This window comes from Myroides odoratimimus (assembly GCF_004337635.1).
GTDB classification, from domain to species: Bacteria; Bacteroidota; Bacteroidia; order Flavobacteriales; family Flavobacteriaceae; genus Flavobacterium; species Flavobacterium odoratimimum.
Map to the genome: position 1 here is coordinate 3,056,628 of NZ_CP037427.1, position 15,190 is coordinate 3,071,817.

Consider the following 15,190-nt stretch of genomic DNA (forward strand, 5'->3'; position numbering starts at 1 on the left):
AAATTAATAAATTTTAAACAATATAAGAACAATTAAATATACTTAGCTATTAGTTATATCTATATTAGATACTGTATTTGTATAATACATATTATGTAAAATAGATTATTTTAATGTTAATTCTACTTCCTATTCTAAGTTATTATAAAGTATATTTGTATCAATTATAAATTACATCTAATGCTCTATCTTATACTTAGTATTTTAAGTAGTATTTCTGTTGGAGTTCTGTTTAAGCTTTTAAAAAAAGAAAAAACTAATATATTTCAGATAATTATCTTAAACTATATTACTACAGTACTTCTATCATTCTTCATTTTTAAACCTTCAGCTGTATCTATTACAGATTTTCCATTATTTCTAATTATTGGTTTAGGTCTTTTATTACCTAGTATATTTTTAATTCAATACCTAAGTATTAAAAATACAGGAATTATAAAAACTGATATAGCTCAAAGAATGTCTTTGTTTATTCCAATATTAGCATCAGTCTTTATTTTTAAAGAAAATATTTCTAATTTAAAATATCTTGCCTTGTTAATAGGTTTTGTCTCTATAGGTTTGATCTTAAATAAAAACGATAATAATGAAGTAAAGAGCAAAAACAATTATTTGTATTTACTTTTTGTTTTTATTGGTTTTGGAGTAATTGACGTATGTTTTAAGCAAGTAGCGTTACATAGTTCAATCCCCTACACTTCTACTCTATTTTACATATTTTCTTGTTCTCTAATTCTTTCTTTAATTTCTTATAGTGCTTACTTACTTATTAAAAGAATTAATTTTAAAGTTAATACAAAGACTTTAGTCTTCGGAGGTTTAGTTGGTTTATTAAACTTTATGAATATCTACTTCTATTTAAATGCGCATAAAGCTTTTTCTGATAATCCTACAGTAGTTTTTGCAGGAATGAATTATGGAGTTATTCTTTTAGGTACGCTTATAGGATATTTTGCTTTTAAAGAAAAGTTATCTAAGCTTAATATTATTGGGCTATCATTAGCTGTTGTTTCAATAGCATTACTGATTTATAGTCAGCTCAACTAAAAAAGGAGGAAAACAGTTAACTGTTTTCCTCCTTTTTTATAACCATTCAATAAGGGAAATCCCTAATCCTATATTGGTTTGTTTCCAATTATAATCTATCATTGTTTCTCCATATCCTCTATTAACAACTAAAAAGGCTTTTAGATTATTCTTTATTGGATATGCCCAAGTAAACTCAGCAAAGCTCTTATAATGATTATTAAACTTTAAATTATTTCTAAGCATTAAAGTAAAAAGCTGTCCATTCTTTTCTCTATAACCTATAGTGAACTCAGCTCTTCCTATATAATCAGATATTCTTGGATTATCATCTGATTTTCTTTTTTCTGGTAATCTAATCCATGGTTTAGCAAGAAAGGTCCAATTCTTATATTCAGCAGCTACATGCATCGTGATTCTATTCCAACTTCTAGAATAAGGCAAACTCTTACCATTAGATTGATGATTAAACCCTACACCTACCATTTTAAACTTAAACTCGTTAATAGCGTAATTTAAAGGATAGTTAAATATAATCTCAGGTTCGTAATTTAACTCTCTAAAAGGTCTCGATTCTTTATCATTATAAGCTTGCCAATTAGCTGTTTGGGTAAAACCTAACCAAATATCTCCCTTTCCTAAAATTAAACCAGTAGCGATTTTGGTCTTAAAGCTGATCTGAAATCTTATCTCTGTTTTGTTATAATCTATTGGCTCTGTAGCTGAATTATTACTATTAAAACTAGTAGGCATTTCATTAGGACGACTAGACCATCTAGCAGGTAATAAATACATCTGCTTATAAGGAGTGATGGTAAATGTTTTATTTTTAGTCTCGGGATCTAACTCCCATCTCTCACTAATCCCTTTAACTCTTCTATCTTTTTCAAATAAAAGATCATCTCCTTCTTGAGCAAACCCTATCTGTAAGAAGCATAAACTAGCAATAATAACTTTATAATTCATAAGAAAATTATTTAAAAAAGTAATGTTTGTTGTCCATCATCATCTACTTCAGTATTTGGACCTTCTCCCAAAATAATTTCCTCTTCCTCCTCCTCTTCTTCCTCCTCTTCAATATAAGGTAAAGACTCTAGAATATTAACTTGTTTTATTTTATCTATAGAAACTTGATTACCTAAAGCTTTAATTCCTTTAATAGTTATAAATTGCTCTACATCAATTGTTTGGTTTTCTTTTTGTATTCCTTTTATTTTAGAGAATACAACTTCAAACACAGGTCTAAAATCAGTTGATATTATTTCTAATCTTGAATTAGGGTGTTCTGTAATAAATAACTCTTCTCTATTTTCGTTTTCAATAATAAAGCGTTTTAAGTAGTAACGAGCTTTTTCCCCATCAAAATATAAAGCAGAAATAGGTTTGTTTTCTTTCCATTTTTCAAGAACTATCATATCTTCCTCAAAGTGAGTTGTTAGTTCAGGAACAATAGTTTTCACTTTACCACTCTGATTTATAATCAATAAACGGTCTTCAGGCTTAAATTCACCTAGTAACTCTCCTCTGCCATCTACATTTAATCTTTTAACAGTTTCATCAAACCATATTTTGCGAGGACGTAACGTAGAAATACCTTTTTCTTTTAATTCTATCTTTTTAATTGCATATTTAGTAACCACGTTACCTTTTGCAGCTCTTCCTTTAATTAATAATTCTGCGAAGTCCAAGTCAAACTTCAGTTTCTTAACATTAGTCAACTGTCTTAATAAGATAGTAACTACTTCTGCTTCTCCATTGGGATTTGCAGAGAAATAAAGTACTTGTGAACCAGGTTTATCTTGTGTCAGAGGATACATCTTGTCACGAGTTACTCCTGTTACATTAAAACGTTTGATATAAGAAGATCCTGACTTACCATCTCTATAAATCAAATTATAGATAGTACGCTTATCGTTTTTATCCCAAACAGCAATGTGTATAATATCCTTTCCGACGAATTTCTTCTCGTCTACGCGAGATACCATCATAGATCCATCTCTTAAGAATACAATAACATCATCTATATCAGAACAGTCACATACATACTCATCTTTTCGAAGACCAGTACCAAAGAAACCTTCCTCTCTATTTACATAAAGTTTAGTATTTCTAAGAACTACCTTAGTTGCCTCAATGGTATCAAAGCTTCTTAATTCTGTAAGACGCTCTTTACCTTTACCATATTTCTCTTTAAGAGTAGTAAAGTATTTTATAGCGAAATCTATTAAGTGTTCTAAATTGTATTTTACAGCTTCTATTTCACCTTCAAGAGCTTCGATATTTTGATTTGCTTTATCAATATCAAAACGAGAAATACGCTTAATACGTATCTCTGTTAATCTAATGATATCTTCTTGAGTGATAGCACGTTTTAGGTTAACAACAAAAGGCTTTAATCCTTCATCAATAGCTGTTAATACTCCTTCCCAAGTTTCTTCTTCCTCAATCGCACGGTAAATACGATTCTCAATAAAGATTCTTTCAAGAGAAAGGAAGTGCCACTTCTCTTCTAATTCATTAAGCTCTATTTCTAATTCTCTTCTTAATAATTCTACTGTCTGGTGAGTAGAATTCTTAAGCATCTCCGAAACTCCTGTAAACAGAGGTTTATTATTCTGGATAACACAACCTAATGGTGCTATAGATGTCTCACATGCTGTAAAAGCATATAATGCATCTATTGTTTTATCTGGAGAAGTTCCTGCAGGTAAGTGAATTAATATTTCAACTTGTGCTGCAGTATTATCTTCTATTTTCTTAATCTTAATTTTACCCTTCTCATTCGCTTTTAAAATACTATCTATTAAGCTGGTAGTAGTAGTAGAAAAAGGAATCTCCGTAATAATTAAAGTATTCTTATCTAGTGGAGCAATTTTTGCACGTACACGAACACGCCCTCCACGAGCCCCATCATTATAATTAGACACATCAGCAATTCCTTCTGTTGGGAAGTCTGGGTAAATAGTAAAAGGTTTTCCTTTTAAGATTTTAATAGATGCATCTATTAACTCATTAAAGTTGTGTGGTAATATTTTTGTAGATAGACCTACTGCAATACCTTCACCTCCTTGAGCCAATAATAAAGGGAATTTTACAGGTAGATTAATAGGTTCATTCTTTCTACCATCATATGATGCCTGCCAGCTTGTTATTTTAGGAGAATATAATACTTCTAAAGCGAACTTGCTCAAACGTGCCTCAATATAACGAGAAGCTGCCGCACCATCCCCTGTTAGGATATTACCCCAGTTACCTTGCATATCAATAAGAAGATCCTTCTGTCCTATTTGAACCAAAGCATCACCAATACTTGCGTCACCGTGAGGGTGATACTGCATAGTATGTCCTACGATATTAGCAACCTTGTTATAACGACCATCATCCAACTCTTTCATAGAGTGCATAATACGTCGCTGAACAGGTTTAAAACCGTCTTCTATAGCAGGTACAGCACGTTCTAAGATAACATAAGAAGCATAGTCAAGGAACCAGTCCTTGTACATACCAGTTACCTTAGTGATAGTCTCCGTTACTTCTTCTTGAACATCAGAAAAATCTTCTATAGGATGTTCATTATTTATATTGTTTAACTCTTGATCTAAATTCTCTTCTTGGCTCATAATATTATTCTACAACATCAAGTTCTACTTTAAGATTATCTATGATAAATTCTTGTCTATCTGGAGTATTTTTACCCATATAGAACTCTAACATTTTATCTATAGACATTGACTTATCTAACATTACAGGATCTAATCGTATATCTTCCCCTATAAAATACTGGAATTCATCAGGAGAAATCTCTCCTAACCCTTTGAATCGAGTAATCTCTGGTTTAGGTTTTAATTTCTCAATAGCGTTTATACGTTCTTCTTCACTATAACAGTAAATAGTTTCTTTCTTATTTCTCACCCTAAATAAAGGTGTCTGCAAGATGTATAAATGCCCTTCTTTAATTAATTCTGGGAAGAACTGTAAAAAGAAAGTAATTAATAACAATCGAATATGCATACCATCCACATCGGCATCAGTAGCTATCACGATATTGTTATATCTTAAGTTCTCAAAGTCATCTTCTATATCTAATGCTGCCTGTAGTAAGTTAAACTCTTCATTCTCATACACGATTTTCTTCGTCATTCCATAAGAGTTCAGAGGCTTACCTCTTAAACTAAATACAGCCTGTGTATTAACATTTCTTGATTTGGTAATAGAACCAGAAGCAGAGTCTCCCTCTGTAATAAACAAAGTACTGTCTAAATACAATGGATTCTTTATATCTGTTAAGTGAACTCTACAGTCTCTTAGTTTTCTATTGTGTAAACTAGCTTTTTTAGCGCGCTCTTTAGCTATCTTTCTAATTCCAGATAACTCTTTGCGCTCTTTTTCTGCTTGTAGTATTTTCTTTAATAGTGCATCTGCTATCTCTGGATTTTTGTGTAAATAGTTGTCTAACTGTGTTTTTACAAAATCATTGACAAAAGTACGTACCGTAGGTAGATCTGGTCCCATATCAGTAGATCCTAGCTTTGTCTTCGTTTGAGATTCAAATACTGGCTCTTCTACTTTTACAGCTACTGCAGCTACGATAGACTTTCTAATATCAGAAGCATCGAAGTTTTTATTATAAAACTCTTTAAGTGTTCTTACTAACGCCTCTCTAAATGCAGCTAAGTGAGTACCTCCTTGAGTAGTATTCTGCCCGTTTACGAAAGAGTAATATTCCTCAGAATATTGACTTCTACTATGTGTTAATGCTACCTCGATATCATCACCTGATAAGTGAATAATCGGATATACTTGATCTTCTTCAGTAATATTTTCTAAAAGAAGGTCTTTAAGCCCATTTTCAGAAAAGAATTTTTCGCCATTAAACATTACTGTCAATCCTTTATTAAGATAACAGTAGTTCTTTAGCATACGCTCTATGTACTCTTTACGGTATTTATAGTTCTTAAAGATGGCTTCATCAGCTATGAAAGAAACTTTAGTTCCTTTACGTCTCGTAGTTTCTACTAATTCCTCTTCTGTTACTAAATCTCCAGCAGAGAATTCAGCCCCTTTTAATTGTCCATCACGTACAGACTCTACGCGGAAGTAGTTAGATAAAGCATTTACTGCTTTGGTACCCACCCCGTTTAGACCTACTGATTTCTTGAATGCCTTAGAATCGTATTTACCCCCAGTGTTCATTTTAGATACTACATCTACTACTTTACCTAAGGGAATACCACGTCCGTAATCACGTACAGTGACAAGCTTATCTTTGAGTGTAACCTCAATAGTCTTACCTGTCCCCATCACGAATTCATCTATACTGTTGTCTATAACCTCTTTAATTAGAATGTAGATACCATCGTCAGGAGAAGAACCATCTCCTAATTTTCCGATATACATACCAGGACGCATACGAATATGTTCCTTCCAGTCTAACGAACGAATATTATCTTCGGTATATTGATTTTGATCTTGCATAAAAACGTAGGAATTTGCGCTAATTTACTACTAATTAGCTTAAAATAAAAATTGTGAAATAACAGTTTTTTAGGATTTAATCCTCTGATGACTTTTTGATAACATTCTTCTCTATCTCAATGGAATAAGGCCCTGGTACTATTTTTCTGCCATATAAGATAGCATAATTTTTTGTAAACTCAGCACCGAAATAGAGGATCATCGCCGAATAGTATACCCATATCAACATAACTGTCACAGAACCAGCTGCTCCATAAAGTGATGATGAGGCCGTATTACCTAAATACCAACCTATTCCGAACTTCCCTATCATAAATAATACAGCTGTAAAACCTGCTCCTATAAAGGCATCTTTCCATCTCAACTTACCATTAGGTAAAGTCATGAAGATAAGCACAAATAGAATAGTTATTATTAAAAAGACCACCGCATTATTAAGTAATTTTACTAAACTAAGTGTCTCTTCGCCAAAGAAATTACCTAAATAACTATACAGAAGACTTACAATTGAATTGATCATTAGACTCACTAATAAGACAAATCCAACAGATCCTATCATAGCGAAAGAAAGCAACCTGTTTTTAACCAATCTAGCGATATTTTTGTCAGGTTTGGCTGCTAAGCCCCAGATATAGTTTATAGAGCTCTGTATCTCTGCAAAAACCCCTGAAGCACTAAATAATAAAATACCTACACCAATAATAGTAGTGATATAACCACTTTTTCTATTTAGCTGAACATTACTCATTGCATTCTGTATCTCAGTTGTTGTATTGGGACCTACTAGATCTCTTAATTGATCATAAAAGAAGTTAGCTACCTCTTGTTCCTCAAAAATAAATCCACTAGCAGATATAATCAATAACATTAAGGGAGGTAAAGCAAAAATGGTATAATAAGACAATGCTGCACTAAACTTCATAGCATTATCATCTAAGAAGTCAAATACGGATTGTTTAAACAATAAGATTACTTTTTTAAAACCACTATTCTGCATAGTTAGACTATTATTAATAGATTAAGATACTAATATTTTTTAAACTTAAAGACTATTTAACTTCTAAACCACTGATTTTAAAGTCAAATGTAACAATAAGACTAATTACCTTATTGCTACTACAAAATTCTATAAAATTTTAACAATTCCTAATTTACTTTTACTAAAAATAGTAGCAAAAAAAAGAGAAGCTAATTAGCTTCTCTTTTTTCTTTCCTATTTGATAGATTACACGTTAAAACGGAAGTGCATTACATCACCATCTTTTACGATATATTCTTTTCCTTCTACTCTTAGTTTTCCAGCTTCTTTTACTTTAGCCTCAGAACCATAAGTTACATAATCATCGTATCCTATTACTTCTGCACGGATAAATCCTTTTTCGAAGTCACTGTGGATTACTCCAGCTGCTTTAGGAGCAGTATCTCCAACTTTAATAGTCCAAGCTCTTACTTCTTTTACTCCAGCTGTGAAGTATGTTTGTAAGTTTAATAATTTATATGCTGAACGAATTAATTTAGATACACCTGGCTCGTCTAATCCTAAGTCTTCTAAGAACATTTGTCTTTCTTCGAAAGTCTCTAGTTCCATAATGTCAGCCTCAGTTCCTACAGCTAATACGATTACTTCAGCATTTTCGTCTTTTACTAGCTCTTTTACTTTTACCACATAATCATTTCCTGATACAGCAGCTCCCTCATCTACGTTACACACGTATAATACAGGTTTTGTAGTGATTAATTGGAAGTCTTCTAATAACTCTTCCTCATCTGCATTTTTAGGCTCTACTACACGAGCAGATTTACCTTCTAATAGCGTTACTCTAATTCTTTCTAATAAATCAGCTTCTACTTGAGCTTCTTTATTTCCAGTCTTAGCTGCTTTTTTTACTTTCTCTAATCTCTTCTCTACAGTCTCAAGGTCTTTTAACTGTAATTCGATATCGATAGTTTCTTTATCTCTGATAGGATTTACATTCCCATCTACGTGAATGATATTATCATTGTCAAAACAACGTAAAACGTGAATAATAGCATTACACTCTCTAATATTTCCTAAGAATTGGTTTCCTAAACCTTCTCCTTTACTTGCTCCTTTTACTAACCCAGCAATATCTACAATCTCAACAGTAGCAGGTAATACACGTTCTGGTACTACTAACTCTTCTAATTTAGACAACCTTGGATCTGGTACATTCACAACCCCAATATTCGGTTCTATTGTACAAAATGGGAAGTTAGCACTCTGCGCCTTTGCATTAGATAAACAATTGAATAATGTTGATTTACCTACATTTGGCAATCCTACTATACCTGCTTTCATATTTTAAAATATATTGTGAATTTTTAATCGTTTGCAAAGATATTGAAAATTATAGAAGTTCATAGTCTTTAGGGAAGTTTACATAAAATTAAAACCCAAATACAACATATTTAGAATAATAAAAGTTATAAGAATAGAAAGCTTTAGATAATCATAAACAAAAACATCTTTTAGATCATAGATTATTGATGTTTTTAAACTAAATTGAAAAGTGGATATAGTACAATAAAAAAGCCACTCGCTAGGAGTGGCTTTTCTATATTTAGATTATTTTGTTAATCTTCATCGTCAGCAATTTCTAAGTCTTTTAGTGCATCTAATGAATCTTCTGGAGCTTCTACGAAATCCTCTTCATCCTCATCGAAGTTTTCAATTCTATCTGCTAACTTAGTACTTACTTTTACCAGGTATATAGTATCCTCAGTTCTAACTTCCACTGCTTCTACAGTTTCGTTCTTTACGTTTTTAAAACGTATAATGTCTGCATCATCATACCCGTCAGGAAATTTTTCAACCAATAATGTCAAAATTTCGTTCGTTAACTTTGCGTAATCAACAATTACTCTTTTCATTCTTTGTTCTTGCTTTATTTCAGTTTCAAATGTAATAGCTAAATTGTAAACTACAAATAAAATATCACATTTATTTACTGCGAAAAATTAAAAATTAATTACCAAGAATATATGCAAAAATTAATGGCGCAACAATCGTAGCATCTGACTCAACAATGAACTTAGGTGTGTCGATATCTAATTTACCCCATGTAATTTTTTCGTTAGGAACTGCTCCTGAATATGATCCGTAAGATGTAGTAGAATCAGAGATTTGGCAGAAGTATGACCAGAAAGGTACATCTTCCCACTCTAAGTCTTGGTACATCATTGGAACTACACAGATAGGGAAATCTCCAGAGATACCTCCTCCGATTTGGAAGAATCCTACTCCGTGTCCTCCTGAGTTAGCTCTATACCACTCTGTTAAGTAGATCATGTACTCGATACCTGTTTTTACAGTGTGTACATTTAATTTTCCTTTGATTACGTTTGAAGTAAAGATGTTACCACAAGTTGAATCTTCCCATCCTGGACATACGATTGGAATATTCTTCTCTGCTGCTGCAACAATCCAAGAATCTTTAGGATCAATCTCGTAGTATTGCTCTAATACACCTGAGTTAACGATTTGGTATAAGAATTCGTGTGGGAAATAACGTTTTCCTTCAGCTTCAGCTGCATGCCATACGTCTTCTAAGTGTTTTTGTAGACGACGGAATGCTTCCTCTTCTGGAATACAAGTGTCAGTTACACGGTTATAGTGGTTATCTAATAACTCTCTCTCTTGCTCTGGAGTCAAATCTCTATAATTTGGTACTCTTTTGTAGTGAGAGTGAGCAACCAAGTTCATCACGTCCTCTTCTAAGTTAGCTCCTGTACAAGAAATGATTTGTACTTTATCTTGACGAATCATCTCTGCTAAAGAAATTCCTAACTCAGCAGTACTCATCGCACCACCCATAGAGATTAACATTTTTCCTCCAGCGTCTAAGTGTGCTTCATATCCTTTTGCAGCATCCACTAACGCAGCAGCGTTAAAGTGTCTATAGTTATGCTCAATAAACTGACTAATTGGTCCTTTACTCATTTTATTTTTACTTTTTATATTAATAATTTCTTTTAATTCTTATTTGTTATATCCTAAGATATCTAATACTTGCTCTGCAGTCTGTTGTTCAGAGAATAACTCTGTAGCAATAATTCCATTCTCATCCTTATCGATTAAGATATGTTTTGGTTGTGGAATTAAGCAGTGGTGAATACCTCCAAATCCTCCGATCTGATCTTGATAAGCACCTGTATTAAAGAACCCAATATACAAAGGTTTTTCTTTATTAAACTTAGGCAAATAGATTGCGTTTAAGTTTTGCTCTGAGTTATAGTAATCATCACTATCACAAGTCAATCCCCCTAACAATATACGCTCATAAGTATCATTCCATCTATTGATAGGCAACATGATAAAACGTTTATTGATAGCCCAAGAATCTGGTAGAGTAGTAATGAATGATGAGTCGATCATATTCCATTTCTCTCTATCATTTTGTTGCTTTTGGTATAAGATTTCATAGATAGCTCCTCCACTCTCACCTACAGTATATGAACCGAATTCTGTAAAGATATTAGGTACATCCACTTCAGCTTCCTCACATACTATCTTGATTTGATTGATGATTTCGTCTACCATATATTGGTAATCAAATTCAAAAGCTAATGAATCTTTAATAGGGAATCCTCCTCCGATATTTAAACTATCTAATGTAGGACATTCTTTCTTTAAAGTGATATAAACTTTCAAACATTTTACTAATTCATTCCAGTAATACGCAGTATCTCTAATACCTGTATTGATGAAAAAGTGAAGCATCTTAAGTTCTACCTTAGGATTTTCAGCAATTTGTTTTCTGTAGAATGGTAAGATACTCTTGTACCCTATTCCTAAACGTGAAGTATAGAATTCAAACTTTGGAGATTCTTCAGAAGCAATACGAATACCGATTTTAAACTTCTTGTTGATTTGTTCTTGTAATAGATCAAGCTCCTCATAGTTATCAATAATAGGAATAGTATTCTCGTGTTTATTATTGATTAGATTTGCGATATTATCAATGTATTGCGCACGTTTAAATCCGTTACATAATACGAATGTATCTTTGTTGATCTTACCAGTCTCTAATAAATTCTCTACAATGTTTACGTCAAAAGCAGAAGATGTCTCTACGTGGATATCATTCTTGAATGCTTCATTAAGTACATAAGAGAAGTGAGAACTTTTAGTACAGTAGCAGTAGTAATAGTTTGCTTTGTACTTATTCTTTTCCATCGCTTTTCTAAAGATAGTCTTTACATTGCTAATGTTCTCAGAGATTTTAGGTAAGTAAGTGAATTTTAATGGTGTTCCGTATTTTTCAACTAACCCCATTAAATCAATATTGTGAAATTGAAGATTATCTTTGTTTAATTTGAATTCTTCTTGAGGAAAATAAAAAGTTTGGTTGATTAAGTCAACATATTTTGTGTTCATGTCTTTTTCTTTTAATAATGGTTAAAAAAATTCTTTCTCAATTAACTTGATTGTCTTGCATCTAAATTAGTCAATTATTATCGGACTAGATAGTTATGCCTTCATAAAAACAATCAAAATTAAACTACATTGATTTTCAAACTCGAATATTGGCAAATACTATTGGCAACTTATCTCTGAATCTAAACGAATTAAGAGCCTCCTTAGAATACTTGATAATGCCATATACATAATTGGCCTTTTGTCTGATGACAAAACGCCTTACTTTGTGTCTTGCAGACACACAGAATCTAATATATAAAACATCTATTTTCACGACCGCAAATGTAACAAAATATTGGAATGAAAAAGGAAAAAGTAATTGTTTTTGAACCTTAATTCAAATAAGCCTCTAACCCCTTTACTACTAACTCTTTGCTCACTTCTATATCATAGATAGCAGAGCCTATTTTATCTAATAATACACAACGTATATTACCACCGTAGTTCTTTTTATCAAACTTCAACCACTCTAACGAGTTTTCGATGTCTTCACTTGACAGTTCTACAACGCCATATATAGTGTGTGTAGTTTCTTTTATATCTAAATATTCTACCTCTGTTAAATAGCCCAATTCTTTAGAAATATAAGCCTCCGCTACCATACCTAGTGCAACAGCTTCTCCATGAAGTAACGTCTCTTTATCTTCATTCATTAAGTAATAACTCTCTACGGCATGACCTACCGTATGTCCAAAGTTTAAAATCTTGCGAAGACCATGTTCCTTTGGATCCTGTGTCACCACAGTATTCTTAATGGTTACTGAATGATGAATAAGCGTTTCTAAATCATTAAAATCAACATTCGCAATATCCTTAAGATACGCATAATATTTGGCATCAAATATCAAGCCGTGCTTTAACATTTCAGCATATCCAGCCTTAATTTGTCTAGCCTCTAAAGTTTCTAAGTAATTTACATCGATGATCAGCATCTTAGGCATAGCGAATGCACCTATACAGTTCTTGATACCATTTAAGTCCACTCCAGTCTTTCCTCCCACAGAAGCATCTACCATGGCTAATAATGAAGTAGGAATGTTGATAAAGTCTATTCCACGCATAAATATAGAAGCGATAAAACCTCCCATATCTGTAATCACCCCACCTCCTACAGTGATAATGATACTCTTGCGATCTCCTCCTAGTTCTAACATAGTCTGGATCACACCAGCACAAGTATCTAATACTTTATTCTCCTCACCTGCTTCTACCTCTATTATTTCGAAGGGCACATCTGTAGGCAAGTTACTTAAAAAATAAGGCAAACAGTGTTCATAACAATTAGAATCCGTCAAGATAAAAAGCTTACTATAGCCATTGTTATTTAAATATGAACCTAAATGTTCGTATCCTTCTTGTCCGAATAAAATATCGTAATGCTCTGTTGTTATGTTTTCCATTTTATATTATTTATGCTATACAAAATAAAGTATAAATATTTGAAATATGAGTGCTAATATGTTTTTTTAACGATTTAATAGTAGAGCAAGAAAATGCTTGTGTTTTAAAGCTATTATAAATACTATTTTTTTTTAAATCACTTAAAATGTATAGTATTTATTTCTAGATATTAATAAGGATAGAGGCAAATGATAAATTAGTTTTTTTACAGCCAAATTTGTAATTTTGTCTGTATATTTAATATTATAAATTTGATTTTTTACTATAAAAATAGTTGAGTCAAAATTAAAGATCCGTTAGTGACTTTTCTTCTTAAAAGAATTCACATAAATAACTAATAGTATAATTTTTAAAACATTAAGCCATGATAACTAATGATGTATATATCGTAGAGCCTTCTACACCTGAAGAAGCTAAAGCTCTTAAGGCTTTTGCTAAGGCTTTAAAAATAAAAATTACAAAACAAAATACTGAGGACACAGATTCAAAAGAAGATATTAAAACAAATTTAAAACAAGCTGTAACAGAACTTAATTTAATAAAAGAGGGAAAACTTAAAGGGATCTCTGCCAAAGATTTATTGGATGAGTTATAATATTATAGCAACTCCTAAGTTTCTAAAAGAAGCTAAAAAGCTTGGAAAGAAATACCATTCATTGAAAGAAGATCTTTCTCTTTTAATTGAAGAATTACAACAAAATCCCATGCTCGGAACTGCAATAGCTAATAATTGTTATAAAGTACGCATAGCTATAAAGTCTAAAGGTAAAGGTAAAAGTGGCGGAGCTAGAGTTATTACACATCTTGTAATCGAAAATGATAATATCTATTTGCTTTCTATTTATGACAAAAGTGAATACGACTCAATAAGTGATAGTGAGATTAAAGAGTTACTTAAACTAATAAAATAACAGCCCCCCTTTCTTAAAGAAACGTTTCTATAATATCTCTTACATTCTCAATAAACTCATTAGTATAAACACCTAAAGGATCTAAGTCTGGATCAAGTATCGCGATCTCCAATCCCACACATCTTTTATCCTGAACCAAAGGTTTAAGTATTTCTTTTAACTCCCTATAGCTCAACCCGTCTTCTTGTATACAGTCTACCACAGGCATTATCTTATCGTTTAGGACATCCACATCTAAATGAATAAAGTACCCGTCTAAATCATACTCTTCAGCGCGCATCAAAAAATCTGACACAACTCTCTTTATACCATAATTTCTTAATTTAGACAAAGGATAATAAACAACCTTAGACTCTTTTATAGGCTTTTCATATTCTTCGTCATACTCTCTATTCCCAACACAAAACACGTATTTTTCTTCAATATAAGGCTTGTTGTTTTGAATATTAGTAAGACGTTCATGACCAGTATAATACCAATTCTACCTCCTACACCCTCTTTTGTCCTATCTGTTTTTTTACTACCTTTGCCTACAGTAAAGGCTTTGACTCAATGGCTATTATTGAGAATATTCTTCTATTCAAAGTCTGGTACATCTCACTAAAAAGAAAGCACAAATCACAGCTTTCAAAATCTCAACTTTAAAATTTTAACAAGTTTTTTAACATCGTAAATTCACTGCGAATCGAGTATTCATGCGGTCTCCGTTGTGGTTTGTTCGGAAGGTGTTCGGAAAACACCCCCTCTTTCCGAACACTTTGCAAAGAACTTCCGAACAACGTCCAAACAACCTTCCCGAAAGCCTTGCTGTCACTAGCTTTACCACGTGCTTAGATACGCTAAAAAAAGCTTAAATGTTAATATTTTTAACAACTGTGATTTGTCCTGTTTTTAGAATTTATAGTGGTTGCAATATTCTCACAATGAGATAATTATG

The 15,190-nt window shown here is 32.1% G+C and carries 12 protein-coding genes and 1 pseudogene; 3 read left to right on the forward strand and 10 right to left on the reverse strand.

Annotated features, from left to right (window positions below; translation table 11 throughout):
• The first annotated feature begins 180 nt into the window (after window positions 1–180).
• A complete protein-coding gene (locus E0Z07_RS13795) occupies window positions 181–1,047 on the forward strand; it encodes a hypothetical protein (RefSeq protein WP_006258817.1) in 867 nt (288 codons plus the stop codon).
• Between the two features lie 36 nt (window positions 1,048–1,083).
• Here E0Z07_RS13795 and E0Z07_RS13800 read toward each other — a convergent pair whose 3' ends face one another.
• The 9 genes and pseudogenes from E0Z07_RS13800 to aroB form a co-directional block, all read right to left on the reverse strand.
• Entirely contained in the window at window positions 1,084–1,992 is a 909-nt protein-coding gene (locus E0Z07_RS13800) for a phospholipase A (protein ID WP_006258816.1), read from the reverse strand.
• Window positions 1,993–2,003: 11 nt separating this feature from the next.
• Window positions 2,004–4,646, reverse strand: a complete 2,643-nt coding sequence (locus E0Z07_RS13805) for a DNA gyrase/topoisomerase IV subunit A (protein WP_006258814.1) — start codon at window positions 4,644–4,646, stop codon at window positions 2,004–2,006.
• Window positions 4,647–4,650: 4 nt separating this feature from the next.
• Window positions 4,651–6,501, reverse strand: a complete 1,851-nt coding sequence (locus tag E0Z07_RS13810) for a DNA topoisomerase IV subunit B (protein WP_006258812.1) — start codon at window positions 6,499–6,501, stop codon at window positions 4,651–4,653.
• 76 nt (window positions 6,502–6,577) lie between these two features.
• Window positions 6,578–7,498 carry a YihY/virulence factor BrkB family protein gene (locus tag E0Z07_RS13815; protein WP_006258811.1) on the reverse strand — a complete coding sequence of 307 codons (921 nt, stop codon included), beginning with the start codon at window positions 7,496–7,498 and terminating at the stop codon, window positions 6,578–6,580.
• Window positions 7,499–7,726: 228 nt separating this feature from the next.
• Window positions 7,727–8,821 carry a redox-regulated ATPase YchF gene (gene ychF, locus E0Z07_RS13820; protein ID WP_006258810.1) on the reverse strand — a complete coding sequence of 365 codons (1,095 nt, stop codon included), beginning with the start codon at window positions 8,819–8,821 and terminating at the stop codon, window positions 7,727–7,729.
• 278 nt (window positions 8,822–9,099) lie between these two features.
• Window positions 9,100–9,393: pseudogene (locus E0Z07_RS13825) on the reverse strand (hypothetical protein); the annotation flags it as partial.
• A 94-nt stretch (window positions 9,394–9,487) separates the two neighbouring features.
• Window positions 9,488–10,462 carry a deoxyhypusine synthase family protein gene (locus E0Z07_RS13830; RefSeq protein ID WP_006258808.1) on the reverse strand — a complete coding sequence of 325 codons (975 nt, stop codon included), beginning with the start codon at window positions 10,460–10,462 and terminating at the stop codon, window positions 9,488–9,490.
• A 39-nt stretch (window positions 10,463–10,501) separates the two neighbouring features.
• Window positions 10,502–11,899, reverse strand: a complete 1,398-nt coding sequence (locus tag E0Z07_RS13835) for a type III PLP-dependent enzyme domain-containing protein (RefSeq protein ID WP_006258807.1) — start codon at window positions 11,897–11,899, stop codon at window positions 10,502–10,504.
• A 374-nt stretch (window positions 11,900–12,273) separates the two neighbouring features.
• Window positions 12,274–13,341 (reverse strand): 3-dehydroquinate synthase, encoded by a 1,068-nt coding sequence (aroB, locus tag E0Z07_RS13840; protein WP_006258806.1) that lies wholly within the window; start codon window positions 13,339–13,341, stop codon window positions 12,274–12,276.
• A 365-nt stretch (window positions 13,342–13,706) separates the two neighbouring features.
• On the opposite strand from aroB, the gene E0Z07_RS13845 reads away from it, so the two are divergent.
• Entirely contained in the window at window positions 13,707–13,937 is a 231-nt protein-coding gene (locus tag E0Z07_RS13845; protein WP_006258805.1) for a hypothetical protein, read from the forward strand.
• Window positions 13,927–14,253, forward strand: a complete 327-nt coding sequence (locus E0Z07_RS13850) for a type II toxin-antitoxin system RelE family toxin (RefSeq protein ID WP_006258804.1) — start codon at window positions 13,927–13,929, stop codon at window positions 14,251–14,253. The genes E0Z07_RS13845 and E0Z07_RS13850 overlap by 11 nt, the downstream gene beginning before the upstream one ends.
• A gap of 13 nt (window positions 14,254–14,266) precedes the next feature.
• Here the strand turns inward: E0Z07_RS13850 and E0Z07_RS13855 are convergent, their stop codons facing one another.
• Window positions 14,267–14,698, reverse strand: coding sequence for an arginase family protein (locus E0Z07_RS13855; RefSeq protein WP_225602627.1), 432 nt, complete (start codon window positions 14,696–14,698; stop codon window positions 14,267–14,269).
• Between the last annotated feature and the right edge of the window lie 492 nt (window positions 14,699–15,190).

Excerpts from the sequence above, each read along its gene's own strand:
- ychF (WP_006258810.1), bottom strand. The coding sequence starts at position 8,821 with ATGAAAGCAGGTATAGTAGGATTGCCAAATGTAGGTAAATCAACATTA.
- E0Z07_RS13815 (WP_006258811.1), bottom strand. The coding sequence starts at position 7,498 with ATGCAGAATAGTGGTTTTAAAAAAGTAATCTTATTGTTTAAACAATCC.
- E0Z07_RS13835 (WP_006258807.1), bottom strand. The coding sequence starts at position 11,899 with ATGAACACAAAATATGTTGACTTAATCAACCAAACTTTTTATTTTCCT.
- E0Z07_RS13845 (WP_006258805.1), top strand. The coding sequence starts at position 13,707 with ATGATAACTAATGATGTATATATCGTAGAGCCTTCTACACCTGAAGAA.
- E0Z07_RS13800 (WP_006258816.1), bottom strand. The coding sequence starts at position 1,992 with ATGAATTATAAAGTTATTATTGCTAGTTTATGCTTCTTACAGATAGGG.
- E0Z07_RS13850 (WP_006258804.1), top strand. The coding sequence starts at position 13,927 with ATGAGTTATAATATTATAGCAACTCCTAAGTTTCTAAAAGAAGCTAAA.
- E0Z07_RS13805 (WP_006258814.1), bottom strand. The coding sequence starts at position 4,646 with ATGAGCCAAGAAGAGAATTTAGATCAAGAGTTAAACAATATAAATAAT.
- E0Z07_RS13795 (WP_006258817.1), top strand. The coding sequence starts at position 181 with ATGCTCTATCTTATACTTAGTATTTTAAGTAGTATTTCTGTTGGAGTT.
- E0Z07_RS13830 (WP_006258808.1), bottom strand. The coding sequence starts at position 10,462 with ATGAGTAAAGGACCAATTAGTCAGTTTATTGAGCATAACTATAGACAC.
- aroB (WP_006258806.1), bottom strand. The coding sequence starts at position 13,341 with ATGGAAAACATAACAACAGAGCATTACGATATTTTATTCGGACAAGAA.
- E0Z07_RS13810 (WP_006258812.1), bottom strand. The coding sequence starts at position 6,501 with ATGCAAGATCAAAATCAATATACCGAAGATAATATTCGTTCGTTAGAC.